The sequence below is a fragment of the Paraburkholderia sp. XV genome (assembly GCF_020177535.1).
GTDB lineage: Bacteria > Pseudomonadota > Gammaproteobacteria > Burkholderiales > Burkholderiaceae > Paraburkholderia > Paraburkholderia caribensis.
Genome location: NZ_JAGUUD010000087.1, coordinates 15,674 through 38,276, shown reverse-complemented (window position 1 = coordinate 38,276; position 22,603 = coordinate 15,674). Strand labels below are relative to the sequence as shown.

Below are 22,603 nucleotides of genomic sequence, written 5' to 3'. Positions count from 1 at the left end.
GATCTGCTCGACCTTGTCCTGCACGCGGTACACGATCGGGAACTCGCGGGCGACTCGCATGCCGGAGATGCGCTCGCGCTCGCGCTCGCCCACGCTCACCACGATCGACGAATTCACGGGCGGCAGCTCGCGCACTTCGGCGGCGCGGATATCGCGCAGGCGCAGCATGCCTTCGAGCTTGAGTTGCAACTGCCGCTGGTCGAGGCGCCACAGCGCCTCGCCAAGACTGTCGCGATAGCTGCGGTCGATATCGACGAGAGAGTTCTGGATTTGCTCGAAGCCGCGCTGGTAGTCGCGGAACAGCTGCACCGCGGTCAGAATCAACGTGATCGCGCAGCTGAAGGCGAGCACCGTCCCGAGCAGCCGCAGCACCACGCTGCGCCGCACATAACGGAGCCCGCTCCACCATGCGTCGAACCTGTCGAGACCCATATCACCCCGTGAGTGCCGCCGTTCTGGTTGTCCTGTTCTGCACTCGATGCCAAAGACCGCTTCTACCGCGCCCACACTGGGTTTCAAACGTCCGGTCTTTACCCTATCGTTTCCGGCACGTCGCCTGGCACCGTCAGCCTGAGCGTGAGCGCCGGCCGCCCGACCCGCCCAGACGCCGCAGCGCGCCGGGCGTGGTGTCGATCATCGGCGAGCAAGGCATCAGAAACGCAAGCGCGGTAATGTTGCGCTTGTCGCACCACGCATCGAACAGTCGCAGACAGTGCGAGTTGGCGCGCTCGACGATGTTTTCACGCTCGGACGAAAAGTCATTCATGACGTGTCGGCTCGGGAGTGAGTATCGATGGCTCATGATGCACGCGCCGATTTTCTATTGCAGTCAGCGCAGGCTGGAAAATCCACGTGCGACATCCTGATTCACGTGTCCGGAAATCCTTAAGCGGGTGCGCACGTCCCAGCCGGCCGGCGACGCGTGAAAACCCCTGTATGTCGCTGCTAGACGCGCCTTCGTCCAGGGAAATCCAGACGTTTCGAACGCGGACGCAATACCGCCTCGACGGACGCTTGACGTTGTCGGTTCGAAGCAGACTTCAAACGAACCGCATTTCATGGACCGCCCTATTCCATCGGCGCAACTCTTCCAACGCATGCGCTCCCGGCGAAACGTTAAAGTTTTCTTCTCAGATTCCGATATCTGTACCAGATAGTTAATTTCCCTGCCCCTGCGCCAGGTGCGCCCCGATAAAATGAAAGTCTCGACCAAGCTCCTTACCCTTGTCAGCGCCGCGCTGGCGGGCGTCATCTGTGTCGCTGCAATTGCCCTTTCGCAACTTGACCACGCGCTCATCGATAGCCGGAAAGCGCAGATCAGCACACTGCTAACGAAGGCCGAGCATCTGGTCCTGTACTACCAATCGCTGGAGACGAGCGGCAAGATGACTCGCGCTGACGCGCAAGCTGCCGCGAAAACCGCGTTAAGCCAGCTCAACGCGGATACCAAAAGCTATTACTGGGTGACCGACACCGACAGCATCAATCTGGTCCATCCAAACCCGCGCCTGATCGGCACCAAGACGGGCGGCAACAAAACGAGGGACGGCAATCTGACCGATACCCAAGCATATAAGCAAGGCCTGGCGAGTAACCACATTGCGCTCGTCGATGTGCTGATCAAACGCTCCCAAGATGGTCCGCTCGAGGCGAAACTGCAAGGAGTGGTCGACATCCCGGCATGGGGATGGTGGATCGGCACGGGATTTTTCTATGACGACATCGACGCAGCCTACTGGAAGCTTGCGAAGACATTGATAGGCATCTCTCTCGTCATCCTGGTCTCCGTTGGGACGATGGCGTGGTCTATGACGCGAGGTGTCTATCGGGCACTCGGCGGCGAACCGTCGGATGCTGCGGCGTTCGCAGCGCAGATTGCCGCGGGGAACCTCGCATCGGAAATCAGGCTCGCACCGTCGGATCGTTCAAGTCTGCTCTATGCGTTGGCTGAAATGCGCCTGAAACTGAGCGATATGGTGCGAGACATTCAGCGTTCGAGCGATTCCATTGCAACAGGTTCGGGCGAAATCGCGCAAGGCAACACTGACTTGTCGCAACGCACCGAAGAGCAGGCGGCATCATTGGAAGAAACCGCTGCGAGCATGGAGCAACTGACGGCCACCGTAAAGCAGAATGCCGACAACGCAAGGCAGGCAAGCGAACTGGCCGTCCTCGCGTCTGACGCGACCAGGCGCGGCGGGCAGGCGGTTGATGAAGTTATCGGCACCATGCACGAGATGGCGGAGCAATCGCGCAAGATCGGCGAGATCATCGGCGTAATCGAAGGTATCGCGTTCCAGACGAACATTCTTGCATTGAACGCGGCCGTTGAAGCCGCGCGTGCGGGCGAGGACGGACGCGGTTTCGCCGTCGTCGCCGGCGAGGTGCGCACGCTGGCGCAACGCAGCGCGTCAGCAGCCAAGGATATCAAGGAACTCATCGGCTCATCGGTGTCACGCGTGGCCGATGGTTCGAGCCAGGTCGCGATCGCAGGAGAACGCATGGGCGAGATCGTGCAATCTATCAAGCGTGTCAGCGGCATCATGGGAGAGATTGCAGCCGCGTCCGTCGAGCAGAGCACAGGTATCGAGCAGGTGAATCGCGCTGTTTCACAGATGGACGAAGTGACCCAGCAGAACGCTGCACTCGTCGAAGAGGCCGCTGCGGCCGCTGCGTCGCTCGACGAACAAGCCGCCAGGTTGCGGGCCACCGTGGGAATTTTCCGGCTTTACGAGGACTTAACACAATGATTGTTGAAGCTGTCGCCAGCATATGACGCAGCAGGCCAGCTTCAGGAAGGCTTCGTGAAGTCTGGAGGCGTTGTTCGGTGGACGCGTGGCAGGTGAGCCATGCAACCTGCGCAGGCCACGTTTATATCCACCACTGCTATTCGATCATAGGCTGCCGTACTGGGCACGCGTGTAGCGAGCACAAGAAGCCGCGCACGGCAAAATCTCATCGCCCCTTGGTTAATCACCGGAGAACGCGGTCCCGGTCATGAAAGTGTTGCATCCAGTGCGGAAACGGCACCGGCGTCGCAGAGACCTTATCGAGGCGCATGAGCTGTTCAGAGGTCAGCAGAAGGTTTTGCGCATCGAGATTTGCCGCGAGCTGCTCGGGCGTGCGAGCTCCGATGATGACTGAAGTAATCTGCGCGCGCGCGAGTAACCAGGCCAGTGCGACTTGCGCTGGCATAGTGGCCAGTTCACTGGCCACTTCACGCAATACCTCGAGGATAGGCTCGGCCCTGACTGCATCAACGGGCGGAAAGTCGAGTTTCGTACGGCGCCCGGCCGTACCGCCCGCCTGAGCGTACTTGCCGCTCAGGTAACCGCCTGCGAGCGGACTCCAGACCAGCAGGCCCAGCTTGTTTGTCGTTGCGACGGGCATGATTTCGTGCTCGATGTCGCGACTCGTCAGCGAGTAGTGAACCTGATTGCTCGCAAGAGGTATGCGATCTGTGCGGATCGTTATGCCGAACGCTCGCTCAATATCGGCAGCGCTGAAATTGCATGCGCCAATGTGGCGTACCTTGCCCTGTGTGACCAGGTCGTCGAGAACACGAAGCGTTTCATCGAGCGGCACAAGTGCGTCGCGATCATGCAGTTGGAACAGGTCGATGTGATCCCGGCCGATTCTCTTCAGACTTGTCTCCACCGTGCGCATGATATGCGAGCGGCCCAACCCCACGTCGTTATGGCCGGAGCCGGTGCGTAGCCGGACCTTGGTCGCGACGAGCATCCGGCTTTCATCGAGGCGCAGCGCGCTTAGCACCTGCCCCACGACTTCTTCGGAGCCGCCCTGCGAATAAGCGTCCGCCGTATCGATCAGGTTGACGCCGCGCTCCACGGCCATCGCGACGAGCCGGATGGCTTGACCGCTGTCCAGTCCGGCAATGTCGCCCCAGATGCCCGAGCCGGCACCGAATGTCATTGCGCCCAGACTCAGCCGTGAGACGCGCAGGCCGGTTCTACCTAGTGTGCTGTATTCCATCGCGTGTTCCTTGTGCGTGCGGCAACATGATGCAATGGCCGGGCGAAGCGCAGTTGCCCCGCGTCGGCCGACAGGTCCCGTTCAGACAGTACGTGACACAAGCTCGCCCAGAACCGTATCGAGTTCGACATCACCGCGGGCGATGTCATCAAGATGCGTTTCGAAATCGATCCAACCTTCGTTGAATCCGTCCAGCATGCGCATGCGTGGCAGCGGATATTTCATGCCCTGTGAGCGGAACAGCGCTTCCCAAGTCTGCCTGTTCACGACCTCGGCGCGGACGGGGCGATCGAGCACGCGAGCGAAAGCCGACGCGAGATCGTTGGGCGACACACGGCGCGGGCCTTCGAGCTCGACAATGCGTACGCCGCTCCACGTCTGCTGAAGAAGCTCGGCCGCAACTCGCCCGACGTCTGCTGTAGCGACCATCGGTACGGGCTTGTCGAGCGGCTGCAGGTAACTCGCGATAACACCGTCGTCACGCGCGGACGCGACGTCCCATGCCGCGTTCTCCATGAACCAGCCCGGCCGCAGGAATGTCACGGGCATTGGCATCTCGCGCAACGCCTGCTCCATCAACGTGCGCTGCGTGAGCAGATTGCTTTCCTGCGCCTGGGCACCGATCGTCGACAGGCAAACCACTTTTTCGGGCCTTGCCTTCACAAGCGCCGTCGACACGGCGTCGATCACAGCCCGCGCCTCGGGAAATCCAGGCTCCGGATCGAACTCGGAAGGAGGCAGGACGAAAACACCCGTTGCGCCTTCGAACGCGGCGGTGAGCGACGCAGCGTCTTCCATGCGAGCCGTCGCGAGTTCGCAGCCGCGCTCTGCCCAGAGGCCTGCTCGTGTGATGTCGCGCACAACGGCACGCACCGGTTGACCTGCCGCGAGAAGCTGGCGGGCCACTGCGCCGCCTACCTTGCCCGTGATTCCTGTAATCGCAAACATTGTTCATTCTCCTTGCATGAGTAAATAAAGTGATGCCGCGCCGAAGCAGCGGCCGCCAGGCGCTCAAGCGCGCTGCAGACCGTCGTAAAAAGCCCGTTCGAATTGCCCGTAGAGATTCACCACGCGGGCATCGTAGAAAGGCAGCATCTGCGTAAAAAGCGATCCGGCGACGCGCTTGACGGGATCCACCCAGAAGTACGTGTTCAGCAGCCCGGCCCAGCTCACGCTGCCCGCACTGCGTCCATGGGGTCCGGGCTGTGTATTGATGTCAAACGACAATCCCCACTTGTGTGCCGCGCCCGGAAACTGATCGAAGCTGTTCGACCACGACGGTTGCGCCGTCTGCATTTCGGTAACCTGCAGATCACCGATGTGGTTACGGAACATCATCGCGACCGTGTCGGCACGCAGCACGCGCTCGCCGCGATACGTGCCGCTGTTCAACAGCATCTGGAGGAACGCCATGTAGTCGCGCGGCGTACTGAACAGTCCACCACCGCCCATGAAAAACTCAGGTCGCTGGTTGATCTCGAACGGCTCGACCGCCAGCGACCCATCTCCCTGACGCCTGTGCATGGCGGCGACGCGCTGTTTCTGTGCGCTGCCGATCAGGAAGCCCGTGTTGCGCATGCCCAGCGGTTCGAAGATGTGCTCGCGGAAGTAGACCTCCAGCGACTGGTCCGTCACCGCTTCGACCAGCTTGCCGATCCAGTCCATGCCGATGCCGTACTGCCAGCGTTCACCGGGCTCGAATTCGAGCGGCGCCGCGAATGCGCCGTTCATCGAGTAGCCGATGTCCGGCATGCCCGTCGCCTTCTCGTACTGGCCAAGCCTGTCGCTCCAGATGCTGTATGTGAAACCAGACGTATGGGTCAGCAGATGCCGCACCGTGATCGCGTTACGCGCGGGGCGCAGCTTCGGCTGCCCTGAAGCGTCGAATCCGTCGAGAATCCGGGGGGCCTTCAACTGCGGGAGGAACTCGCCCGCCGGCTGATCCAGTCGTAGCCTGCCCTGTTCGACGAGTTGCATGCACGCGGTGGCTGTAATGGCCTTGGTCATCGACAGGAGCCAGAAGATCGTGTCAGGGCCGATGGCCTCCCGACCATGAACATTCGTCCGGCCGCGCGCGCCCTCGTACACGAGCCCGCGTTCCGTTGCACCCATGGCGACAACACCCGCTACCGTGCCGTCGTCGACCGCCCCTTGCAGGCATTGATCGATTGGCGTGTAGGCGGGGTGATGGATCAGCGCCGCGTCTCCCGTCGAACGGAGCGGCGCGGCCTGTGCATTTCGGCTTGCGAACCCGCCAAGCGTCGCGACGGCCAGCAGGCTCGAAGCGCTCTTCAGAAGGTGACGACGATTCAGTCCGGCAGTCATTTCCTGTTCCTCTGCGAATGGATGATGTTTCCGTGAGGTGCATTCTGCGGAAATGCGGCTCAAAACCAAATGACACGGATGACATTAGATAAGTGACACTTAGTCACTAATGAGGCATGATTGAATTCTGCATGCGGCATGGCCGTCCGGTGCGAAGACGCTGTGCTGTTGTTAAGCCGATCGCTTGCGATCCACCACCCGTACTACACGCGACCATGAAATCCAGTAGCGAGAAGCTGTCCGGCGGCATTAGCGTGTTCGCTGCGGTAGTCGATGCAGGGACGTTTGCCGCCGCTTCGGAAGTGTTAGAAATGTCGCCGCCAGGCGTCAGCCGGGCGATTGCGAGGCTGGAAAAGAAATTAAAGATCCGGCTCTTCAACCGGACGACACGCTCCGTCTCCCTGACCGAAGAAGGCCGCCGATTTTACGAGCAGGTCATGCCCCACCTCGCAGGGCTGGAGGAAGCCGCCGCTGCCGCGGCAGGTGGCGCGTCGGCTGTGCGCGGAAAGCTGAGAGTCAATCTCGATCCCGTTTTCTACCGGACCATTCTCGGACAACGGCTCGATGCGTTCATGGACGCGCACCCCGAACTCGAAATCGAGTTCATTGCGCGAGACAGTCTGGGCGACCTCGTCATGGACGGCTTCGACCTCGCGCTGCGATTCGGCGAGCCCAGGGCATCCACCCTGGTCGCGCGAAAACTGCTCGATAGCGGCATTGTGACGGTCGCGGCGCCGTCGTATATCGCCCGCTGGGGACGCCCGGCCAAACCGGAAGAACTTGAAAGCGGAATCCACAGATGTCTTGAATTTCGTAACCCGGAGACGGGCAAGCCGTTCCGCTGGGAATTCCATCGCAAGCGCAAACGCATTCTGGTCGACACCCGAGGTCGCCTCACGGTCAACGATCCCGGCGCGCTCCTGAATGCATGCCTCGCCGGCTCTGGGATTGCACAGATGCTGCTGCTTGGTGCCGAGCATCTGATTGCCGAGGGTCGGTTGGTCAATCTGTTTCCCGAATGGACAGACGAGCGGTATCCCTTTTACGCCTACTACCCGTCGCGGCACCACATGCCGGCAAAGACGAGGGCTTTTCTGGATTTTGTTATCGAGTTGACGGGCAATAACGGGGCCGTCGGCGCGAGTTAGGGCTGCTGCGGTGAGTTGGGGAGGCTGACAGTCTCACGCTCTAGTTGCCCTGCACTTACCAGAAATCATTCCACCGAAGCCAGCACGACCTGCGAGATATCGGCATCTCCGAGGCCTTCATTCACGGCACGCGTCAACCAGTCGCGGACACGACTCGCTATGGGCAGCACGATTGCGCACTCCGTCGCAAACTCGTTGATGGCATTGAGATCCTTGAGCATGGTGCGTATCGAACCCATGGGTTGCTGCGGTGGCACGACCATACGCGGCTGCAATGTTTGCAAAAGGACCGAATCCGCCCAGCCTCCCGCAAGCGCAGCGGGAATACGAGCCGTGTCGATGCCGCCATGCTGCGCGAGCAGCGTGCCCTCTGCGATCGCTGCGATCGTGGTCATCACGATGATCTGGTTCACGAGCTTCGTTGCCTGGCCTGCACCGCTCTCCCCCATGCGCGTGACTCGCGCGGCGAATGCGCCAAGCACGCTTTCGATTGCAGCGATACGTTCCGCTTCGCCGCCAGCCATGATGGCAAGCGTCCCAGCCGCTGCGCCTGCAACCCCGCCCGATACGGGCGCATCGATCCACGCACCGTTCGTTATCGCCGACTGCCAGCGATTCGCCAGCGAGCGCGCGTGGGAAACCGAAAGCGTCGAATGATCGACGACGGTCAGTCCCGCGGCGTGAAGTACCCCTGAGGCAAGCCCATCCGTGCCGAATGCGACATCCTCGACGGCATTGCCATCGGCGAGACATAGCAGGACGATGTCGGATCGCGCGGCAACGTCCCGCGGTGTCTCGCAAGCGACACACAATGCCGTCGCAGCTTCCTTTTCGAACGCCTTCGCCTTGTCATGTGAACGATTCCAGACCGCTACACGATACCCCGCTGCTACGAGACGCTGCGCCATCGGCCAGCCCATCTTCCCGAGTCCGCAAAAGCCGACCCGCATCGATCCATCCGGCGCACTCATGCTTCGTCTCCGTGTGTGGGCGCATCGTACGGCCATTCGAGCGCGCCCGAATGCGTGACCGCGCCAAGATTCGCGGGTCGCACTAGCGCCTCGTATTTTTCGAGCACACCCGCCAGCCGGCGTGGTGCGCGCGGTGCCAACGCCGCGCGACGACGCACGAGTTCGTCCTCGTCTACCTGAACGTCGAGCGTGCGCGCTATCGCGTCGATAACAATCCGGTCGCCATCGCGCAGCAACGCAATCGGTCCACCCATAGCAGCTTCCGGACCGACATATCCGATACACATGCCGCGCGTGGCGCCAGAGAAGCGTCCGTCCGTGAGCAACGCGACCCTTTCGCCCATACCCTGCCCGTAAATCGCAGCCGTCACGCTCAGCATCTCGCGCATGCCCGGACCGCCCTTCGGTCCTTCATTCCGGATCACGAGCACGTCACCTTCGTTGTAGCTGCGCGCGGCGACTACGGCCATACAGTCCTCTTCGCATTCGAAAATGCGCGCCGTCCCTTCGAAACGCAGCGACTTCAGGCCCGCGACTTTCAGGCACGCGCCGTCGGGCGCGAGATTACCGCGCAAGATCACAAGTCCGCCGTTTTCTCCAAGGGGCGTATCGCAAGCGCGCACCACTTCGCCGTCCGGATCGGCTGCATCGACGAGCACCTCTTCGAGTGTGCGGCCATCAAGGGTCAGCACGTCGCCGTGCAGATGCCCGCCTTTGAGCAGTGCCTTCAGCACGACAGGCACGCCGCCCGCATGGTGCAGGTCTTGCGCGAGATATCGTCCGCCCGGTTGCAGATCGCCGATCAACGGGATGCGGGCAAACACGCGTTCCACATCGTCGAGTGTGAAACGGATACCCGCCTCGTGCGCGATCGCCGGGATATGCAATGCGGCGTTGGTCGAGCCTCCCGTCGCTGCGACGGCGGCGCACGCGTTTTCCAGGCTCTTCATCGTGACGAGATCGCGCGGCAGCGGGCCGCCATGCATCAGCGTGCGCATCACCGTTTCGCCGGCGCGTCGAGCAATCGCAATGCGTTCGCTGTAGACGGCAGGCACCATCGCTGAACCGGGCGGCGCGAGACCAAGTGTCTCGGCGACCATCGCCATGGTGTTCGCGGTGAACTGTCCCGGACACGAGCCGGCAGTCGGCGTACAACGTTTTTCGATTGCATCGAGTTGCGCTCGCGTGATGTCGCCGCGTTGCGCCGTGCCGACCGCTTCGATTGCCGTCAGGATCGTCGCCTGACGGCGCAGTCCGTGATCCGTGCCACCAGGAAGCTGGCCAGGCGCAGTGCCGGGCAGCATCGCCCCGCCGAACAGGAACACGCCCGGCACATTCACGCGAACCATGCCCATCAGGATGCCGGGCAACGTCTTGTCGCATCCCGCTACACCGACCAGCGCATCGTAGCCGTGCGCGCGCACGAACAGTTCTACGCTGTCGGCTACGACCTCGCGCGATACGAGGCTCATGCGCATGCCCTGATGATTCATCGACGTGCCGTCTGATACGGAAATCGCCGAGCCGCGGATCGGTACGCCACCGCCCGCGGCGACGCCGAGCCGCGCATTGTCAGACACCGCGTTGAGCGACATCGAACAGGGTGTGTTCTCGCCGAATGTATCGACGATTGCGACGAAGGGCTTTTGCATCGATTCGTCGTCGAGACCGGTCGCGCGCAGAAATGCGCGATGCGGCGCGCGCGTCACGCCCTCGGTGACCATGCGTGAACGGTGTTTGCCGAGCGGCTTCTTGCTCTGAAAGTGGGACATGTCGGTGGTTTCAGTGAGTTCAGCCGTTATTGAGCAACAGGCCGTTTTCGGCGGCGATGACTTGCCCCGTTATGGAGAGTGCGGTGCACAGGAACCACGCAATGTCGGCGATCTCGCCGGGAAGCGACACGCGCTTGAGCGGCGCGTTCGTCGTCATGCGGTCGATCACGGCGGCGTAGCGCGACGCGTCGAGCGCGCGCAGCAGCAGGCCGTCATCGACCATGCCGGGTGCAATTGCATTGACGCGCACGTGCGGCGAGAGAGAACGTGCGAGCGACAGCGTCATCGTATTGACCGCGCCTTTGGACGCCGCATACGCAAGCGACGAACCCGTTCCATTCAGCGCCGCCAGCGACGAAATGTTGATGACGCTCGTGCTGCGTGACTGCGTTGCGCTTTCTCGCAGCAACGGGGCAGCCGCACGCGTCATCTGATACAGGCCGATTGTGTTCACGCGATACACGCGCTCGAATTCATTGGCGTCGAGCTGGTCGAATGCGTCGTGCGTGATTACCTTCGTTGTTCCCGCGCAGTTCACTAGTGCATCGAGTCGGCCGAAGCGCCTCGTCACGCTCGCGACGGCCGCGCGGCAATCCGCGTCGCTGCCGACGTCGGCGTCGAATATCAGCGTGTCGCTGCCCGCATCGCGGCAGGCGGCCGCCACAGTCTCCGCACTTTCTCGGGTCGAAGCATCGAAGTTGCCGATTGCGACCACATATCCCGCACGCGCGAAGCGCAACGCCGTCGCTGCGCCAATCCCGCTTGCCGCGCCCGTGATCATGCACACAGGCCGAGTTTCTGGTTTCATCGAAAGATCCATTACGACAGAGGTTTGGACTGACGCGCGGGCATCGTCAGCACCAGCAGCGCGCCGATAACTAGCGCAACGGCGATCGCGATCATGCCGGGAAGCAACTTGCCACCGCTCACATCGGAGAGCCAGCCGACCATGAACGGGCTCACGAATCCCGCGAGATTTCCAGTGCAATTGATGACCGCGATTGCAGCGGCCGCACCCGCGCCGCCCATCATTGCAGTAGGAATGCCCCAGAACACTGGCGCGATCGAGTTGATGCCGATAGCCGCAACCACCAACGCGACGAGAGACAGTCCGACATTCGATGCGAACAGCACCGATGCCAGCAGCCCGAGCGCGCCGATCGTGCAGCACACGGCAACATGACGACGGCGCTCCCCGCGACGGTCTGCATGCCGTGCGATCAGCACCATCGCAACCGCGCTGATGAGCGAGGGCACTGCCGACAGCCAGCCGATGTTCGCAATGCTCGCGACCCCGCTCGCCTTGATAATGGTCGGCACCCAGAATGCGAGGCCGTAATTGCCCATCGCGATGCAGAAGTACGTGAGGCCGAGCAACCAGACCCGGCCACTTGCGAATGCGCCCCGCACCGAGTGTTCGACGCGCGTCGCAGCATCGCGGCGCAAATCGGCGGTAAGGCGTGTCTTTTCTTCGGCGCTGAGCCACTTGACGCAGTCGATGCGGTCATAAAGCAGGAAGAACGCCGCGATGCCGACCACGAGCGAACCGAGACCTTCGACGACGAACAGCCACTTCCAGCCCGCTACGCCATAAACACCGGCAAAGTGCGACATCACCCAACCCGACAATGGACCGCCGATCGCCCCCGACACAGGAATGGCCGTCATGAAGAGCGCGATGATCTGCGAGCGCCGGGCGGACGGAAACCAGTTCGACAGATACAGCACGATTCCCGGGAAGAAGCCCGCTTCGGCGACGCCGAGCAGAAAACGCAGCATGTAAAACGAGGTCGCGTCCTGTGCAAACATGGTCGCGCACGACACGATGGCCCACGTGACCATGATTCGCGCGATCCATCGGCGAGCGCCGACGCGGTCGAGAATCAGGTTACTCGGCACCTCGAAGATGAAATACCCGAGAAAAAAAATGCCCGCGCCGATCCCATAGACGGTTTCGGAGAGATGCAGATCGGCGAGCATCTGCAACTTCGCGAAGCTGACGTTCACGCGGTCGATGTACGCGACGACGAACGCGAGAAACAGGAACGGCAGAATGCGGCGCGTGAGCTTGCGGTAGAGCGCAGCGTTCGCCTCGTTCGTTTCGTCAGCATCGTCGCGCCGGCCGCCCAGGCTATCGGGCGCCACATGGCCCGGGGGCTCGCCGTATGAAGTCATGCTCATGATGTCGTCTCCAGTCGTGTCGTTTTGTTATGCTTTCTGCCGATGCGATGACGGATGTTTCGGCATAGACGTAAGCGTAGCCGGGCTCGTCGACCAGTCGCAAATCACTCTTTCGGCGCGGCACATAACCGTTTGGTTATACCGGATCAGGGAAAACACGAATGTCTGCCACCAGTGACTCGATCGAACGTTTCTTTCGCAGCGGCCTGAAGCTGTCACAGCTGCGCATACTCGTGAGCCTCGCCGACCTCGGACAGGTCACGCGTGTCGCAAGCGCGTTCCATGTCACGCAACCGGCGATCTCGAAGCAGATTGCCGAAATCGAAAGCGCGCTTGGCGTGCAGGTCGTCAATCGCAGCGGGAATTCAGTCGAACTCTCGGTCATCGGCGAAGTGATCGTTGCGTGCGGACGCGAAGTCCTGCGTCACATCGACCTCGCTCGTCGCGATGTCAGCGCCCTTGCGTCGGGCACGGGCGGCCATGTGCGGCTTGGCGCAGTTGCGACGATTCCCGAACCGCTGACTGCGAATTCTGTGCAACTGTTTCTGCGGCGCGCGCCCAGCGCATCGCTGTCGTTTGTCGAAGGCACCCTCGACAGGCTCATCAAGCTGCTCGACGATGGCGACCTCGACATCGCGCTCGGCCGCAACCGCGTAACGAGCACGCAAACCCCACTGGCGCAGGAAACGCTGTATCGGGAGCCGTTTGTCTTCATCGCCGGCACGTCGCATCCGTTGGGCGCGCCGGAGCGCGAAATCGACTGGAACGATCTCGACGCATGCCGGTGGATCACGCCGCTTCATGGGTCGCCTGCCTACGCTACCTTGATCGAAGCATTGAGCGAGCACGGTGTCGCGCCAGCAGCTGGCAGCGTCGAATCGAGTTCGCTCGCGTTGAATCTCACGCTGCTACAAGGCGGCGAGTTCGTTTCGATACTTCCGCTATCGGTTGCACGGCAACACACACTACGCGGCACCATGCGCGTGCTGCCGCTGGCACCGCTCGAACCGCTGGGGGAAGTCGTCGCGTATTGGCGCGCAGACGTGACGGCACCTGCTGCGCAGCTCTTTGCGGAATGCCTGAAGGAAGTGTCGGGCGAATTGCTCGGCGACTGAGGAGCGGACTCTATCGTGGCGCGCCCTTATTGGCTAGCCGTCAGAAGTGTCCGGTAACGCTCAATGAAACCCGCACTGGCCGAGATGAAATGCGTCATGTCTTCCTCTGTTAAAGGCAGGCTCAGTGTCATGTAACCGCGTCGCGCCATGTACACGCCGCTCTCGATCAGATGGAAGAAGAACAGATCTTTGATCCTGTGCTCCAGGCCAGCAAGATCATCGACGGAACAGATTGCCTTGTCAGTGGGCTGAAGGTTCATCAATGAACCCAGTCCGATAAATCGCATTGGCAGGCCAGACGCCGTGAACTGCTGGTTCAAGGCATCGCGAAACCGGTCACCCCGTTTATTGAGTTCCACCGCGGCCTCCGGCGTGTACAACTCGCGAAGTCCGGCGACGCCCGCCGACATTGTCAGTACGTTGTTGTTGAATGTGCCGGCGTGTGCCAACGCGCCGTGCTGGCGTGGATCGAACTGCGCCATGATGTCCTCACGCCCGCCGAAAGCGCCGAACGACATTCCTCCGCCGATGTATTTCCCGAGCGATGTCAAGTCGGCCTCGATGCCGAGCCGCTCCTGCATTCCACCGGGTGCCAGCCGTGAAGTCATCACCTCGTCAAAAGCGAGTAACGCGCCGAATCGCGTGCACAGGTCGCGCAATGCGCGCAAAAATTCCGGTTGCCCAACGATACATCCCGACGCACCCTGCATTGGCTCGACAAGAATCGTGGCGATATCGCTACCATGCTTGTCGAACAACGCCTCGACGCTGGCGACGTCATTGTATTTGGCAAGCAGGAATTCATGCGGGACGTTGACCGGGTTGTGACCGGAACCGAAGGAAAGCACCCCGCCGTGATATCCACCGTTAAACACGACAATCTTCGACCTTTTTGTGTAGGCCTTGGCTGCGGCCAGCAATAGCAGATTCGCCTCTGTTCCTGAATTGGTGAAGCGCACGCGTTCGACTGTCGGGAAGCGGTCGCAAACAGCTCCCGCCAATTCCGTCTCGATCAGATTGTGCCCGCTGAGATTGATCCCGCTATCGAGTGCAGTATCGATCGCGCGACGGATGACGGGGTTTGAATGGCCATAAACGCCGGCGCTGAACTCTGCAATGAAGTCTCGATACTCGTGTCCATCCGCATCCCAGAGTCTTGCTGCCTGGCCTCGTGCCATGGCGAGCGGGAATGGCGGGTAATAGAGCACTGAGCGCGTGTTACCGCCAGGCATGGCTGCCGTCGCCTTCGCAAATTGCGCCGCGCTTTCCGGATTTGCGCTTGCATATCTTTCTGCCGCCTTGTCTAGCGCTTCAGAGAGTGCTGCCGCATGCGACTGTCTATCGGATTTCGTCATGTCAATGTGTTCGGTGTTCAGGTGAATCGTGATCTAGCCTGTCTCGGAGAACCGCGCCATCTCTCTCCACGCCAGCCCCTCTTCAACATTTCCGCGAGCCTTGTACTCGCACCCAATCCAGCCCCCATAGCCGCGCAGTTCAGCTTCGTCGAGCACCTCCATGATATCCACGTCGCCAGCACGCGGCTCACCTCGATCCGGTACAGCCGCAATCTGGATATGACCGATCCTCGACCAGTTTCTTTTCAGCACGTCTCGAACTCTGCGGTGATGCATGCCGACGTGGTACGTATCGAATTGAATCTTCAACCAGGGATGCCCGACATCGTCCAGCAAACGCGCGAGTTGATCGACCTCATGATAGAAATACGCCGGATGAAGGGCGCGGTTCAAGGGTTCAAACAGTAATCTGACGTTATTCGAAATCGCGAGATCGGCAGCTAATGCGACATTGGATTTGAACGTTTCGAGGCACGCGGTGCGCCAATACCCAAACGTGTTACCCGCCATGATATGCAAGGCTTGCGCACCGGCCACCTGACAGTAGTTCAGCGCCATGTGCAGGCTTTCAGCAAATTCGTCTTCGCGACCCGGAATGGCCGCGATGCCGAGTTCTCCCCTGGCAATATCTCCGGGCGGTGAGTTGATCCCTAGCAGTGTCAGGTCGAATTTCTGAATCGCGTCGCGAACTTCACCTGGCGGGACCGCGTAGGGAAAGTGCATTTCCACTGCGCGAAAGCCTGCGCGCGCCGCCGCTTCAATGCGTTCCAAAAGCGGCAGATGCGACCACAGCGTTCCGACGTTAGCTGAATATCGTCTCATATGAATCTGGCGATCAGGCTTGCCTCGCGGCCATCAGCGCGCGCCTCACTGCAGCAATGGTCTGGTCCACATCGTCATCCGATATGGCCGTCGAGCCGACGAACATGTTGCGAAGAACATGCAGCCCTTCCACGGCCATCAGCTTCGGCATGCTCGCGGATAGCGCCGAAACCTCCGCCGTCTGCTGCGCATAGAGGTCGCGATAATCGACGGGGATGCTTTCCGTGAATAGCATGTTCGTCATCGAACCTCGATTGACCACATGCCCCTGCGTCCTGGTATCGGCGAGTGCGCGCCTCAACCCATCCGCCAGCCGCTGACCCTGTGCCGCCAGCATGTCGAACGCGTCCGGTGTCATCAGCGACATGGCCACGAATCCGGCAGCCATGGACATCGGGTTGCCTGTAAATGTGCCGGAATGCTTCACCTTAGGCTCGCCTTCATCGACCGAGAAAACGGACATCACTTCACGCTTACCGCCGACCGCTCCGACGGGTAGTCCACCTCCAATCATTTTGCCCATCGTCGTGAGATCGGGTGTGACGCCAACGATGCCCTGCGTGCCGCGATAGCCGGTACGCAGCGACCACACTTCGTCGAAGATCAGAACCATGCCGAGCTTTTCTGTCGTTTCGCGCAGCGCGACGAGAAACTCGCGATCTGCGTACACGGCAGTTCCCAAGGACAGGCCGCTCGGATCGATAATGACCGTGCCGATCTCCGAGGCGTTGCGTGCCAGGATTTCCCGCATGGTCGCAATGTCATTCAGCGGAAACAACACAAGCTCATTCAGCAACGAGCTTGGCGTGCCGGTGTTGTGTGCAAGGACTGCCGGGCGTTCGCGGTCACCCCATTGATTGGCTGACGGCATGTAACTGGCCTCGAGCAGATCATATTGACCGTGGTAGCCGCCTTCGAGCTTGGCTACTTTCGATCTGCCGGAGAACGCTCGCGCGGCCTTGATCGCGATGAGATTAGCTTCTGTCCCGGAGTTCATGAACCGAACCTGCTCGACCGAGGGAATTCGCTCGACAAGCAACTCGGCCAGGTGCACTTCCCATTCGGCGGGCATCGTGGCGGACAACAGGCGCGCGGCCTGCCTGGAGATGATCTCGACAACTTCGCGCTTGTTGTGACCGTGAATCAGCGAGGCGAAGTTGTTGACCCAGTCGATACGCGTCCGACCGTCCGCATCCGTTATATAGGGCCCGTCAGCACTGACGGCATAAAAAGGATGAGGTTTCGTGACGAGCATGTTTCGGGTGTAGCCCGAAGGCATCACGGCTCGGGCGCGCTCGAAAAGTCGTGCGGAGCTGTCTTTGCTGATTGCGTCGATATCAAGGTTCATTTCTTGTCCGTAGAATCTTTTCCTGCGCGGTAAGCGTCAAGATTTGGTTGCTGTAGCACAGTTCGCCCGCGTGCCGCACCTTCCATCGCCTCGTTAGAAGCGGAACGCACAAGAACCCTGCCCCGGTGCGCTTTGATTGCGTTCGCCGCGAAGCTTCGGTAACGGCTGTACTGGCCTGCGTCAGTAATCCGAATCAAGGCGACAACATAACCTTTTGGCAATTCTCGCCTCCGCTTGTGCGCGCTGGATCGACGGGCTTCTCCAGATGAAACTCTCCGGACCCGCGCTCCAGCCCGGCAAGAATAGGCGACCCGAAACATCATTGACAAATCACTTTTTAGGTCACTACATTACCCCTAGGTAATGTGACCAGAGACAAAAGATGTTGACTCCCATAGAGCGGTTTTTCTCTAGCGGCCTCCGGCTGTCGCATCTGCGACTGCTAGTTGCGCTGGCGGACCTCAAGCAGGTCACGAAGGTAGCGGCCGCCTTCAATGTCACGCAGCCAGCCGTGTCCAAACAGATTGGAGAGATCGAACAGGCACTGGGCGCTGCCGTGACTGAGCGCGTCGGTAAGGCTGTATTTCTTACGGATGTCGGGACAGTCCTCGCGCGACGAGGTCGGGAGATCCTCCGGCAGGTCGGACTTGCCCAGCGGGACGTTGCTTCGCTGGTCACGGGCACGGCGGGGCATGTGAATCTCGGCTCGGTAACGGCGGTGCCGCCCTCGTTTATTTCACAGTCGATGGTGAGCTTTCTCACTCGCGCACCGGCAGCCTCCGTTCGATTCATCGAGGCCCCGCTGGACAAACTGCTCGAAATGCTACGCACGGGCGAAGCCGATCTCGTACTTGCGCGAGCAAGAGCGAAAGACGACCCCGACCTGATGACGGAGTCGCTATACAGTGAGCCCATTGTCTTCGTCGCAGGTCCCAGTCATGCGCTTTCCAGAGAGCGACTCGTCACCCTGAAGGACCTCACGGAATTTACCTGGCTCGTCCCACAACAAGGCAGCCCGTCCCACATCGCGCTCGCCCGGTTGATGGAAGAAGAAGGCCTCGATATCCACGACGCGGTTGTAGAGTCCAGTTGCATCGCGCTGAATATCGAGTTGATGATGCGCGCACCTTTTATCGGGTTACTGCCGTTGTCCTACGCAACCGAATATGCAGCGAGAGGCCGCATATCGTTGATCAATTTCCCGTCTCTCACGCAACTCAGTGAAGTGGTGCTATACCGCAGAGTAGATCTCAATAGCCCGGCGCCGCTTCTGCTGGCGCAGTGCATGCGCGAGGAAGCAGCCGCTAGCGTCGCACAGGGCGACTCCAGCATCAACTGAGTGCAGTACTTTCAACCTGGTCATATTACCCCCGCGTTATACGAGCATCCAAAAGAGTCAATTGTCATGGTCTTTTTGCACCCATAGCCTTTGTTCCACTCTCCTCGACGTGATTTGCAGGAGAACTTCAACAGGCTGATTGCTATTGGGAGCGGGAGAATGACCAGTCATATCAAAACAGGCTTCGCGGTAATGGCGCTGTCGTTCGCATGCTGCATGTCGTACGCGGCTGATGACATCAAGATCGTGAAAATCGGCAGCGCAGCGCCGACCACCGGCGCAATTGCAAACCTCGGAAAGGAAAACGAGAACGGAGCCCGGTTGGCAGTGGAAGACATCAACCGTCACGGTCTTGTCGTCGGTGGGCAAAAGATAAAGCTGGAACTTGTCGCCGTGGATGATCAGGCCGATCCGCGCCAGGGGACTCAGGTCGCGCAACGCCTGGTCGATGACGGCGTGGTGGCAGTCGTCGGGCACCTGAACTCCGGCGTTTCAATTGCAGCATCGCGCATCTACCACGACGCCCAGGTTCTGCAAATTTCACCGGACTCAACCAATCCGCAGTTCACGCAGCAAGGTTTCAACACGACCTATCGTCTCGTCGCGACAGATGCACAACAGTCGCCCGTGCTCGCGCACTACGCTTTGCAAACCTTGAAAGCGAAGAAAGTTGCTATCGTCGACGACAGCACAGCATACGGTCAGGGGCTCGCCGATCAGTTTTCAGAAGCAATCAAGGGCGGCGGCGCACAAGTCGTCGCACGAGAAGCGACCAACGACAAGGCCATTGACTTCAAGGGGCTCATTACCAAAATAAAGGGGCAATCTCCGGATGTCATCTTCTATGGTGGAATGGATGCGACGGCCGGACCATTTATCAAACAGGCAGCACAATTGGGACTCAAGGCGAAGGTGCTCGGCGGCGATGGCACCTGCTCAGATGAAGTCGCGTCGCTGGCCGGCCCAGCCGTCGACAATCTGGTTTGCAGTATTGCCGGACTCCCTCTATCCCGGATGAAGGCGGGTCCGACATTCGAAAAAGAGTATGAAAAGCGGTTCGGAACTACTGTCCAGATCTATGCGCCGTATGCCTACGACTCAGTCATGGTCATCGTCGATGCCATGAAACGCAGTGGTAGCACTGATCGCGCGAAAGTTCTGGCAACGGCTCGCTCGACCGATTATCAAGGCCTGATTGGCGGCATTCAGTTCGACGGCAAGGGTGATGTGAAGAACCCAAGGCTGACGCTATACGGTTACAAGGACGGGAAGAAGATCCTTCTCACCACGATGACGCCTTGAGCATCAAACGTTCTGATGGCGCCCACCCATTGTCGTTTTGCGGAACGGACTTCATGTGCGCATGAGGTCTGTACTTCTTGCCCGCGTGCGGCATCACCTTCGTGCTGCTGTTCGTGCTCGATGGAGCCTGGACTTACACCGACGCGCTCGCCGATCTTGCACAAGGGCATGCGGGCGGCACCTGCTCGCGCGCCCCGCTGTTCGGTGCACTGCAGTTGGGCGCGACGTCAGCCCCAGTCACCCGCGCGATGCGCGGCGCACAAGCACGGGGGACGCGCGTGACGGCATTGCAACGGGCGCGCTGCCTGAGCGGAGGTGCACTGATGGGCTGGGCAAGCCTGATGATTCCTGGCGGCAACGACTCGCTCGCGCCTTCTATCTGTCCCGCGTTCCGACGCTCGGCCGCAAGCTGCGGATCTTTGTCGAATGGAGCTGGAGCATGTTCTTCCCGACCGACATCACCCACTTGCGCTTTACGCGCTCGGGCGAAGCCGAAGATATCAACGGACATGTGCCGCGCAGCGGCAAGCCATCAGATAACAAGGGGCGAACGAATGCATTCGTTCGCGCTGTGCCCGTGACATCCGACGCGACGCCACACGTCGGCGCCAGCATCCGAAACCATCCTTCCCGGTGAAATCAGGGGGCGTGTCTCCTCGAGATCGCCATGAAGCGTGAAAAGATCACCACCTTGCCGTCGATGCCGTCCGCGTCCGCGTCCGCGTCCGCGTCACCATCCTATCCTCGCGGGCCATCCAGATTCATCGACGGGGAATATCTCACCATCACCAGTCACGTCCAGAGTCGATCTGGCCGCATACGGTCAACGCTCGCGGCCTGGCGCTTACCGCGCCAGCCGCGCCTGAAGAAACTCGATGAAGCGTTGTGTCTTTGCGGGTAGCAGACGGGTTTCGGTAATCGCGTAGATCGGCGTCGCCGAACCGTGCCAGCTGGGCAAGACCGGCCGCAAGAGCCCGCTCGCCAGATCGTCGGCGACGACTTGTTGCGGAAGCAAAACGATCCCCATATCGAGGCTTGCCAGACGACGGATCATGCCGACACTGTTGAGCGCGATCCGCCCGCGTACCGGAACTGTTGCCGTACGTTTTCCGTCGTGCAATGTCCATGTGCCCGCCTTCAGGATAGCCAGGCATTCGTGCCGCTCCAGATCCGCAGGCTTGCCGGGCTCGCCCGCTCGCTCCAGATAACGGGGAGACGCATACAGGTACGGCGTCAGCGAAGCCAGCGTGCGCGCGATCAGTTGCGAACTCCCGGATTCGCCAATGCGGATCGCCACGTCATAGGGTTCGCTGACCAGATCGACCCGCCGCGGGGTGAGATCGAAATCGAAGCTGATGCCGGGATACATGTCGGCGAACTCCACGATCAACGGCGCGAGGTAGGTCACGGCGAAGTCCACCGGCAACGACACCCGAAGCGTCCCGCTGGGCTGCGCAAGCATGTCCCCCAGTTGTTCATGCGCAAGGCGCGCCTCGTCGACGATGCGTTTGCACCGTTCGAAGTAAAGCTGCCCGGCCTCGGTCAGTTCGATCTTGCGCGTCGTGCGGTGCAGCAGCCGAAGCCCGATGCTCTTCTCCAGCGCGCTGATCCGGCGGGACAACGTCGAGTTCGGTATCCCTATCGCTTCAGCCGCGTGGCGGAAGCCGTTGGCCTTCACCACTTCCACGAACAAAGCCATGTCGTTCAGGTAATCATCCATCCATATTGCTCCATGAATGGATCAATGATATCCGAAAGACTATCTTTATCTTCGATGTGCAGCAGAGGATGATCGAACCACTGCCCGTTCAACCTGATCCGAGGATTCCGTCGTGAGCAAACTGTTCGATTCCATCCGTGTTGGCCGTTACACCCTGCAAAATCGCCTGGTCATGGCGCCGATGACCCGTTCGCGTGCCCAGTACGACGGCACGCCTGGCGACCTCGCCGCCCGCTATTACGCGCAGCGCGCCGGGGTCGGCCTGATCGTCTCGGAAGGCACGCAGCCTTCGGACGACGGCCAGGGCTACCTGACGACACCGGGCATCTACACCGACGCACATGTAGCAGGCTGGAAGAAGATCACGAGCGCGGTGCATGACAAAGGCGGCCGTATATTCATTCAGCTGATGCACGCGGGCCGCATGTCGCATCCGGATAACACGCCGCACCACCGCCCCGCTGTCGCACCGTCGGCCATCGCGCCGGGCGTAGGCATGTTCACGACCGGCGGCATGCAGGACATCCCCGTGCCGCGCGCACTGTCGAGCGACGAAGTGCGCCGGACCGTCGCGGATTTCGCCTTCGCGGCTCGCCGCGCCGTCGAGTCGGGCGCCGACGGCGTCGAGATCCACGGCGCCAACGCCTACCTGATCCAGCAGTTCTTCGCGCCAAGCGCCAACACGCGCACCGACGAATACGGCGGCTCGATCGAGAATCGCGCGCGCTTTGCCATCGAGGTTGCCACGGCCATCGCCGGTGAAATCGGCGCCGACCGGACGGCCATCCGCCTGTCGCCGGGCACGGCGATGGGGGGTATCGACGAGGGAGCGGAACTGCACGCGTTATACCGCTACCTTGTCGCTGAACTCGACAAGCTGGGCCTCGCGTATCTGCATATCATGCATCTGGGCGACGAGCCATTGCTGGCAGAGATTCGTAAGCTTTGGACAGGCACGCTGATCCTGAACCGTCCGGGACGTCCGCGAGAACAGGTGGGTGCCGACGCGGCATCGGGTACCGCCGATCTGGAAGCCTATGGTGCAATGGTGCTGGCGAACCCTGATTTCGTCGAGCGGCTCAAGACCAATGCGCCGATGAACGAGCCGCAGCGTGAAGGCTTTTTTGGGGGCACGGAGAAGTTTTATACCGACTACCCAACGCTCGCGCTATCCGCGACAGAGTGAGGTCGACATGAGCGCCTTTTCGACAC

General features: G+C 60.7%; 20 protein-coding genes and 1 pseudogene. 7 read left to right on the top strand and 14 right to left on the bottom strand.

Features of this window, described 5'->3' with window-relative positions; genetic code table 11:
• Both KFO72_RS30640 and KFO72_RS30635 read right to left on the bottom strand, forming a co-directional pair.
• Positions 1-432 (bottom strand): annotated as a pseudogene (locus tag KFO72_RS30640) (hybrid sensor histidine kinase/response regulator); the annotation flags it as partial.
• A 133-nt stretch (positions 433-565) separates the two neighbouring features.
• Positions 566-766 carry a hypothetical protein gene (locus tag KFO72_RS30635; RefSeq protein WP_225033705.1) on the bottom strand — a complete coding sequence of 67 codons (201 nt, stop codon included), beginning with the start codon at positions 764-766 and terminating at the stop codon, positions 566-568.
• Between the two features lie 430 nt (positions 767-1,196).
• On the opposite strand from KFO72_RS30635, the gene KFO72_RS30630 reads away from it, so the two are divergent.
• Positions 1,197-2,750, top strand: a complete 1,554-nt coding sequence (locus KFO72_RS30630) for a methyl-accepting chemotaxis protein (protein ID WP_225033704.1) — start codon at positions 1,197-1,199, stop codon at positions 2,748-2,750.
• Positions 2,751-2,973: 223 nt separating this feature from the next.
• Here the strand turns inward: KFO72_RS30630 and KFO72_RS30625 are convergent, their stop codons facing one another.
• The 3 genes from KFO72_RS30625 to KFO72_RS30615 all read right to left on the bottom strand — a co-directional run bounded on the left by KFO72_RS30625 (position 2,974) and on the right by KFO72_RS30615 (position 6,318).
• Positions 2,974-3,993 (bottom strand): aldo/keto reductase, encoded by a 1,020-nt coding sequence (locus KFO72_RS30625; protein WP_225033703.1) that lies wholly within the window; start codon positions 3,991-3,993, stop codon positions 2,974-2,976.
• An 81-nt stretch (positions 3,994-4,074) separates the two neighbouring features.
• Complete coding sequence (locus KFO72_RS30620; protein ID WP_225033702.1) at positions 4,075-4,941, bottom strand: NmrA family NAD(P)-binding protein; 867 nt, start codon at positions 4,939-4,941, stop codon at positions 4,075-4,077.
• A gap of 63 nt (positions 4,942-5,004) precedes the next feature.
• On the bottom strand, positions 5,005-6,318 hold the full coding sequence (locus tag KFO72_RS30615; RefSeq protein ID WP_225033701.1) for a serine hydrolase domain-containing protein: 1,314 nt from the start codon (positions 6,316-6,318) through the stop codon (positions 5,005-5,007).
• 215 nt (positions 6,319-6,533) lie between these two features.
• Between KFO72_RS30615 and KFO72_RS30610 the strand changes: the two genes are divergently transcribed.
• Positions 6,534-7,466, top strand: a complete 933-nt coding sequence (locus tag KFO72_RS30610; protein WP_060609851.1) for a LysR family transcriptional regulator — start codon at positions 6,534-6,536, stop codon at positions 7,464-7,466.
• A gap of 65 nt (positions 7,467-7,531) precedes the next feature.
• Here KFO72_RS30610 and KFO72_RS30605 read toward each other — a convergent pair whose 3' ends face one another.
• The 4 genes from KFO72_RS30605 to KFO72_RS30590 are packed head-to-tail and all read right to left on the bottom strand — an operon-like array spanning position 7,532 to position 12,390.
• A complete protein-coding gene (locus KFO72_RS30605; RefSeq protein ID WP_225033700.1) occupies positions 7,532-8,437 on the bottom strand; it encodes an NAD(P)-dependent oxidoreductase in 906 nt (301 codons plus the stop codon).
• Entirely contained in the window at positions 8,434-10,209 is a 1,776-nt protein-coding gene (ilvD, locus tag KFO72_RS30600) for a dihydroxy-acid dehydratase (RefSeq protein ID WP_225033699.1), read from the bottom strand. The genes KFO72_RS30605 and ilvD overlap by 4 nt, the downstream gene beginning before the upstream one ends.
• Before the next feature lie 19 nt (positions 10,210-10,228).
• The gene (locus KFO72_RS30595; RefSeq protein ID WP_224100089.1) at positions 10,229-11,017 is read right to left on the bottom strand and encodes an SDR family NAD(P)-dependent oxidoreductase; all 789 of its coding nucleotides are present in this window, start codon (positions 11,015-11,017) and stop codon (positions 10,229-10,231) included.
• An 11-nt stretch (positions 11,018-11,028) separates the two neighbouring features.
• Complete coding sequence (locus KFO72_RS30590; protein WP_225033698.1) at positions 11,029-12,390, bottom strand: MFS transporter; 1,362 nt, start codon at positions 12,388-12,390, stop codon at positions 11,029-11,031.
• Between the two features lie 161 nt (positions 12,391-12,551).
• On the opposite strand from KFO72_RS30590, the gene KFO72_RS30585 reads away from it, so the two are divergent.
• A complete protein-coding gene (locus KFO72_RS30585; protein ID WP_054931532.1) occupies positions 12,552-13,505 on the top strand; it encodes a LysR family transcriptional regulator in 954 nt (317 codons plus the stop codon).
• Positions 13,506-13,531: 26 nt separating this feature from the next.
• On the opposite strand, the gene KFO72_RS30580 is transcribed toward KFO72_RS30585, so the two are convergent.
• Genes KFO72_RS30580 through KFO72_RS30565 form a run of 4 tightly spaced genes read right to left on the bottom strand, consistent with a single transcriptional unit; the run spans position 13,532 to position 17,350 of the window.
• Entirely contained in the window at positions 13,532-14,860 is a 1,329-nt protein-coding gene (locus KFO72_RS30580) for an aspartate aminotransferase family protein (RefSeq protein WP_224100086.1), read from the bottom strand.
• A gap of 33 nt (positions 14,861-14,893) precedes the next feature.
• On the bottom strand, positions 14,894-15,682 hold the full coding sequence (locus KFO72_RS30575) for a hydroxypyruvate isomerase family protein (protein WP_063786980.1): 789 nt from the start codon (positions 15,680-15,682) through the stop codon (positions 14,894-14,896).
• 13 nt (positions 15,683-15,695) lie between these two features.
• Positions 15,696-17,030 (bottom strand): aspartate aminotransferase family protein, encoded by a 1,335-nt coding sequence (locus tag KFO72_RS30570; protein WP_224100084.1) that lies wholly within the window; start codon positions 17,028-17,030, stop codon positions 15,696-15,698.
• The gene (locus KFO72_RS30565) at positions 17,027-17,350 is read right to left on the bottom strand and encodes a DUF1330 domain-containing protein (RefSeq protein WP_225033707.1); all 324 of its coding nucleotides are present in this window, start codon (positions 17,348-17,350) and stop codon (positions 17,027-17,029) included. The genes KFO72_RS30570 and KFO72_RS30565 overlap by 4 nt, the downstream gene beginning before the upstream one ends.
• Before the next feature lie 62 nt (positions 17,351-17,412).
• Here KFO72_RS30565 and KFO72_RS30560 point away from each other — a divergent pair, with 62 nt between their 5' ends.
• From KFO72_RS30560 to KFO72_RS30550, 3 genes are all read left to right on the top strand, one after another.
• Positions 17,413-18,369: a LysR family transcriptional regulator gene (locus KFO72_RS30560; RefSeq protein ID WP_225033697.1), complete on the top strand. Its 957-nt coding sequence runs from the start codon at positions 17,413-17,415 to the stop codon at positions 18,367-18,369.
• Positions 18,370-18,561: 192 nt separating this feature from the next.
• On the top strand, positions 18,562-19,671 hold the full coding sequence (locus KFO72_RS30555) for a branched-chain amino acid ABC transporter substrate-binding protein (RefSeq protein ID WP_225033706.1): 1,110 nt from the start codon (positions 18,562-18,564) through the stop codon (positions 19,669-19,671).
• A gap of 439 nt (positions 19,672-20,110) precedes the next feature.
• Positions 20,111-20,308, top strand: coding sequence for a hypothetical protein (locus tag KFO72_RS30550; protein WP_225033696.1), 198 nt, complete (start codon positions 20,111-20,113; stop codon positions 20,306-20,308).
• A 207-nt stretch (positions 20,309-20,515) separates the two neighbouring features.
• Here KFO72_RS30550 and KFO72_RS30545 read toward each other — a convergent pair whose 3' ends face one another.
• A complete protein-coding gene (locus KFO72_RS30545) occupies positions 20,516-21,391 on the bottom strand; it encodes a LysR family transcriptional regulator (protein WP_225033695.1) in 876 nt (291 codons plus the stop codon).
• A 112-nt stretch (positions 21,392-21,503) separates the two neighbouring features.
• Between KFO72_RS30545 and KFO72_RS30540 the strand changes: the two genes are divergently transcribed.
• Complete coding sequence (locus tag KFO72_RS30540; protein WP_054931525.1) at positions 21,504-22,577, top strand: alkene reductase; 1,074 nt, start codon at positions 21,504-21,506, stop codon at positions 22,575-22,577.
• Positions 22,578-22,603: the final 26 nt, after the last annotated feature.

Bases quoted from the DNA above. Each gene is read 5' to 3' on its own strand.
- KFO72_RS30635 (WP_225033705.1), bottom strand. From the start codon at position 766: ATGAATGACTTTTCGTCCGAGCGTGAAAACATCGTCGAGCGCGCCAAC.
- KFO72_RS30630 (WP_225033704.1), top strand. From the start codon at position 1,197: ATGAAAGTCTCGACCAAGCTCCTTACCCTTGTCAGCGCCGCGCTGGCG.
- KFO72_RS30625 (WP_225033703.1), bottom strand. From the start codon at position 3,993: ATGGAATACAGCACACTAGGTAGAACCGGCCTGCGCGTCTCACGGCTG.
- KFO72_RS30620 (WP_225033702.1), bottom strand. From the start codon at position 4,941: ATGTTTGCGATTACAGGAATCACGGGCAAGGTAGGCGGCGCAGTGGCC.
- KFO72_RS30615 (WP_225033701.1), bottom strand. From the start codon at position 6,318: ATGACTGCCGGACTGAATCGTCGTCACCTTCTGAAGAGCGCTTCGAGC.
- KFO72_RS30610 (WP_060609851.1), top strand. From the start codon at position 6,534: ATGAAATCCAGTAGCGAGAAGCTGTCCGGCGGCATTAGCGTGTTCGCT.
- KFO72_RS30605 (WP_225033700.1), bottom strand. From the start codon at position 8,437: ATGAGTGCGCCGGATGGATCGATGCGGGTCGGCTTTTGCGGACTCGGG.
- ilvD (WP_225033699.1), bottom strand. From the start codon at position 10,209: ATGTCCCACTTTCAGAGCAAGAAGCCGCTCGGCAAACACCGTTCACGC.
- KFO72_RS30595 (WP_224100089.1), bottom strand. From the start codon at position 11,017: ATGAAACCAGAAACTCGGCCTGTGTGCATGATCACGGGCGCGGCAAGC.
- KFO72_RS30590 (WP_225033698.1), bottom strand. From the start codon at position 12,390: ATGAGCATGACTTCATACGGCGAGCCCCCGGGCCATGTGGCGCCCGAT.
- KFO72_RS30585 (WP_054931532.1), top strand. From the start codon at position 12,552: ATGTCTGCCACCAGTGACTCGATCGAACGTTTCTTTCGCAGCGGCCTG.
- KFO72_RS30580 (WP_224100086.1), bottom strand. From the start codon at position 14,860: ATGACGAAATCCGATAGACAGTCGCATGCGGCAGCACTCTCTGAAGCG.
- KFO72_RS30575 (WP_063786980.1), bottom strand. From the start codon at position 15,682: ATGAGACGATATTCAGCTAACGTCGGAACGCTGTGGTCGCATCTGCCG.
- KFO72_RS30570 (WP_224100084.1), bottom strand. From the start codon at position 17,030: ATGAACCTTGATATCGACGCAATCAGCAAAGACAGCTCCGCACGACTT.
- KFO72_RS30565 (WP_225033707.1), bottom strand. From the start codon at position 17,350: ATGTTTCGGGTCGCCTATTCTTGCCGGGCTGGAGCGCGGGTCCGGAGA.
- KFO72_RS30560 (WP_225033697.1), top strand. From the start codon at position 17,413: ATGTTGACTCCCATAGAGCGGTTTTTCTCTAGCGGCCTCCGGCTGTCG.
- KFO72_RS30555 (WP_225033706.1), top strand. From the start codon at position 18,562: ATGGCGCTGTCGTTCGCATGCTGCATGTCGTACGCGGCTGATGACATC.
- KFO72_RS30550 (WP_225033696.1), top strand. From the start codon at position 20,111: ATGTTCTTCCCGACCGACATCACCCACTTGCGCTTTACGCGCTCGGGC.
- KFO72_RS30545 (WP_225033695.1), bottom strand. From the start codon at position 21,391: ATGGATGATTACCTGAACGACATGGCTTTGTTCGTGGAAGTGGTGAAG.